This is a genomic window from Roseicyclus sp. (genome assembly GCF_052168335.1).
Taxonomy (GTDB): Bacteria; Pseudomonadota; Alphaproteobacteria; order Rhodobacterales; family Rhodobacteraceae; genus Roseibacterium.
In genome coordinates, this window is the sequence record NZ_JBQLZP010000061.1 from 1 (window position 1) to 1,419 (window position 1,419).

General features: G+C 67.1%; 2 pseudogenes. Both read right to left on the reverse strand.

Annotated elements, in window-relative coordinates:
- Positions 1–288: pseudogene (locus ACTS11_RS02035) on the reverse strand (nodulation protein NodH); the annotation flags it as partial.
- A 3-nt stretch (positions 289–291) separates the two neighbouring features.
- A pseudogene (locus tag ACTS11_RS02040) lies at positions 292–1,419 on the reverse strand (DUF5927 domain-containing protein); the annotation flags it as partial.

Here is a 1,419-nt window from a genome sequence, read left to right on the forward strand (position 1 = left end):
GGCGACGATGGTCTCGAGCACGCGGGGGTCGTGGTCGTGGAAGTAGCGGAAGCCCGAAATCCCGTCTTCGCCGCGCACCACGGTCTCGAGGAAGCCCAGGGGATCGGCCTCGCGCGCCGCCATGTCGTGGCCGAAAAGCTCGAAACGGTCCTTCTGGCCGATGAAGACCGGGTTGAAGACCTCGCCATGCGAGGTGACGTCGGGCAGCGTGTTCAGGCTCTCTTCCAGGTGGTTCGAGCCTGTCCGCATCTCGGCGAAGAGCACGAAGCCGTCGAAGCGCCCCGCCATGACCTAGCGCACCAGGTAGGGCCGGCTGCCGTCGCCCGCGCGGGGGGCGCCACCATAGCCCTCCTGCGGGAAGTCGCCGACCATGAAGGGGTTCATGCCCTGGTTCTTGAGGCTCTGAAGGAATTGCGGGAAGCCCTGGAGGTTCACCATGCGCGGCGCCTCCGTCAGCCGCTGGATCGGCGCGCCCTCCATCGCGTCGAGGATGCCTTGCAGGTTCTCCATCGGCTCCTCGACGAAATCGGCGAGCGTCCAGATGCGGATTTCGGCGCGGCGGCTGCGGTCGCGCAAGGTCTCGACGAAATCCGCCTCCCGCCGCTGGAGGCGCGCGGCCTCCCCCCGGATGTGCGAGAAGTTCGCGTTCGACGTGAAGAGGCGCACCGCCCAGGCCCCGGTGATGACCGAGATCTGCGCGTTCGAGTCGTTGGCCATGAACATGCCCGGCTCCTGGTTGTCCTGCGGCCCGAACATGAAGACCTGCCGCTCACCCCGCGTGTTCCAGACGAGGCTCGATAGAAACGCCTCCGGGTTGTAGTCACGAAGGGCGGCCGAGGCGCTGAGGTTGCCGGAAAAGACCTCCGCACCGCCCGCGAAGCGGACGCGACGCGGCGCGAAGAGGTTGCCGTGCACCGTCGTTCCCAGGCGGCGCGAGAGCCAGGCCTCGAAGTCCTCGAACAGGTCGTTGAAGCCGTGGAACACCGAATAGGGCGCGGCCGTGACGCCGTTTTCCCAGCCGGGATTGGGAAAGCGGCTGTGCATGTAGAGGCCGGGACGCCCCCGCGTCCGCCGTTCCAGCGCCTTGGAGAAGACGCGGTCGATCTTGCCCGGTGCGGGCTCGGCCATGCGGTCGCCGGTATGCTCGGCAGACAGGAAGGTGCGGTAGAGACGGTTGGCCTTGGGCCAGATCTTGCGCGCCACGAAGCAGTCGGACCGGCGCAGGAGATGCAGGTGGTCGTCGTAGAAGACGTGCGGTTTGCCCTGGAAGTCGAACTTCGACAGCGTGAGCGACCGGCTCTCGACCCGGCGGCCGTAGTTGCGCACGAGCGTCTGGTACTAGCTTTCGTCCGGAATCCAGACGAGCCGGAAGAAGTTCTCGAGCTCGCGCCGCCGCGGGTCCTCGAGGATCGCGGACAG